The 2,299-nt window shown below is 54.7% G+C and carries 1 protein-coding gene; it reads left to right on the top strand.

The annotated features are described in order from the left end of the window. A partial coding sequence (locus ACM6I5_RS17310; protein ID WP_414884278.1) for an RHS repeat domain-containing protein occupies positions 1–2,148 on the top strand: 2,148 nt, incomplete at its 5' end. Between the last annotated feature and the right edge of the window lie 151 nt (positions 2,149–2,299).

Below are 2,299 nucleotides of genomic sequence, written 5' to 3'. Positions count from 1 at the left end.
GCACTGCTCGAATCTGGCGACGGTGCGACGACATTGAATGCCTATTCCGCCAACAGTGAACCGTGGAGCCAAACCGACGCCCTGGGTAACCGCCAGGCGTTCACCTACACAATCGATGGCCAACTGAAAAACACCCGGCTGACCCTCGCCGGCGACAGTCAGACCGAAAAGCTGCTGGTCAGCGATCTCCGTTACAACGCCACCGGCCAGCTCGAAACGGAAACTGCCGGCAACGGCGTCATCACCCGCCACCGCTACGACGAGGCCGACGGCCGGCTGACGCAACTCAGCGCCCACAAAGCCGATGGCACGCCGCTGCAAGACCTGAACTATTTCTATGACCCGGTGGGCAATGTGCTGAGTATCAAAGATGCCGCGCAACCGATCCGCTACTTCAATAACCAACGCATCGAGCCGATCAAAACGTATCAGTACGACACGCTCAATCAGTTGATCTACGCCACCGGTTGCGAGGCCCATACCGGACGCGGCGGCCCCGCCCTGCCTGATTTGCAGCCATTGCCCCCCGACCCCAGCCAGATTGCCAACTACACACAAACCTATCATTACGATGCTGGCGGCAATTTGCTGGATCTGGTGCATGTTGGCGCACAAGCCCATGGCCGCACCTTGACTCGATCCCGCTACAGCAACCGCTGTTTGCCCCAGCGCGACAATCGGCCGCCGACCGAGGACGAGTTGGCCAACGGCTTCGATGCCAACGGCAATCTGCGAGAGCTGCAAGCCGGTCAGTCACTGACCTGGGATTTGCGTAACCAGTTGCGTGAGGTACGCCCTGTCCTTCGCGAAGACGCCAAAGACGACTGCGAGTGCTACGTCTACGACGGCGGTGGCCAGCGGGTGCGCAAAGTGCATTCGAGCCGCATGGTTATCCGTGAAGCGCGCTACCTGCCTGGCCTGGAGATCCGCAGCCACAGCGGCACCGGTGAAACCCTCCACGTCATCACCGCCAGTGCCGGCAGCAACAGTGTGCAAGGACTGCATTGGGCGGCCAGACAACCGCAGGAAATCGCTCAAGACCAGATGCGTTACAACCTCGGCGATCACCTGAAATCCAGCACACTTGAGTTGGACCAAGATGCCGACCTGATCAGTCAGGAATGGTATTACCCGTTCGGTGGCACGGCATATTGGGCAGGTCGAAACGCGACCGAGGTCAAATACAAAAGCGTGCGCTATTGCGGCAAGGAGTGCGATGCGACGGGACTTTATTACTACGGGTGTCGCTATTACGCGCCATGGTTACAGCGGTGGATCAATCCAGATCCAGCAGGGTGTGTGGACGGAATGAACTTGTTTTCGATGGTCGGCAATAGCCCCATTGTTTTTTTTGATGAGTCCGGACACATCCGAGATGACTTCAATCCCCCACAATACTTGCAAAACTTTAAATTTTTACTTTACGAGGCCCCTGACCCGCCCATCATGTCTTTTCAAGAGGCTCGCAGAGTAATCCATCAAATCGAAACCAGGCTCTTTAACTTTGAAAGTTTATCAAGCGCGGAACAGCGAGCGGAATTCAAACAACACGTCATCGATTTACATGAACAATTGAACACCTTGCCACCGGCATTCATGCAAGATCGATGGGGCGCCCACTTTCTCGAGAGGTATCATTTTTTGTTATCTGCAGCCTCGAAATTTGAGCCACTTGACCACACCCCTCGCCCAAAATACATCTATACCGAAAGAGACGGAAAAACCGATAGCCGAGGTCAAACTTACCGAAACGAGGGGCCTGTCAGCCCAGGTGAATCACGCCGACCTGATTATGGAACAGCGAGCTCAGGCTTTGGTCGTTCGGGCACCGTTAATACCGCTCAGCACGTGCCTCTTGACCCCCTCCCATCTGGCACTAGCAGCAGGATTTCAAACGGATATGAACTTTCCATCAATATCATTAATAATCAAAACATAAATACACTATTTCCTGATGCAGAAAGTGCCCTCGAGCGATACAAACGCATTGCCGTGCTCATTCACCCGGACAAACTCTTTCATGAGAGAAGACCGGATGTTCGGCAAAGAGCCACGCAAGCGTTTCAAATACTGGGTCACTGGAGGGACCTTCAAAACGGTCCCCCTCAATCAAACTCCCCTCCTCACCGCACTCAACCACATCACTAGTTCAAACGGTGCGTGAGAACAGCTAATGAACAATGCCAAATGTGCAGCCATTGTTCATTTCTGCTCCTGAAGAACGTCGCAGTCTCACCCCTCCGGCCGCAACATCAACACCGCCAACGGCGGCAAATTCAACACCAACGACAACGCCTGC

This window comes from Pseudomonas sp. IT-P171, assembly GCF_949767765.1.
GTDB classification, from domain to species: Bacteria; Pseudomonadota; Gammaproteobacteria; order Pseudomonadales; family Pseudomonadaceae; genus Aquipseudomonas; species Aquipseudomonas fluorescens_B.
This window is presented reverse-complemented; position numbering and strand designations above follow the sequence as displayed.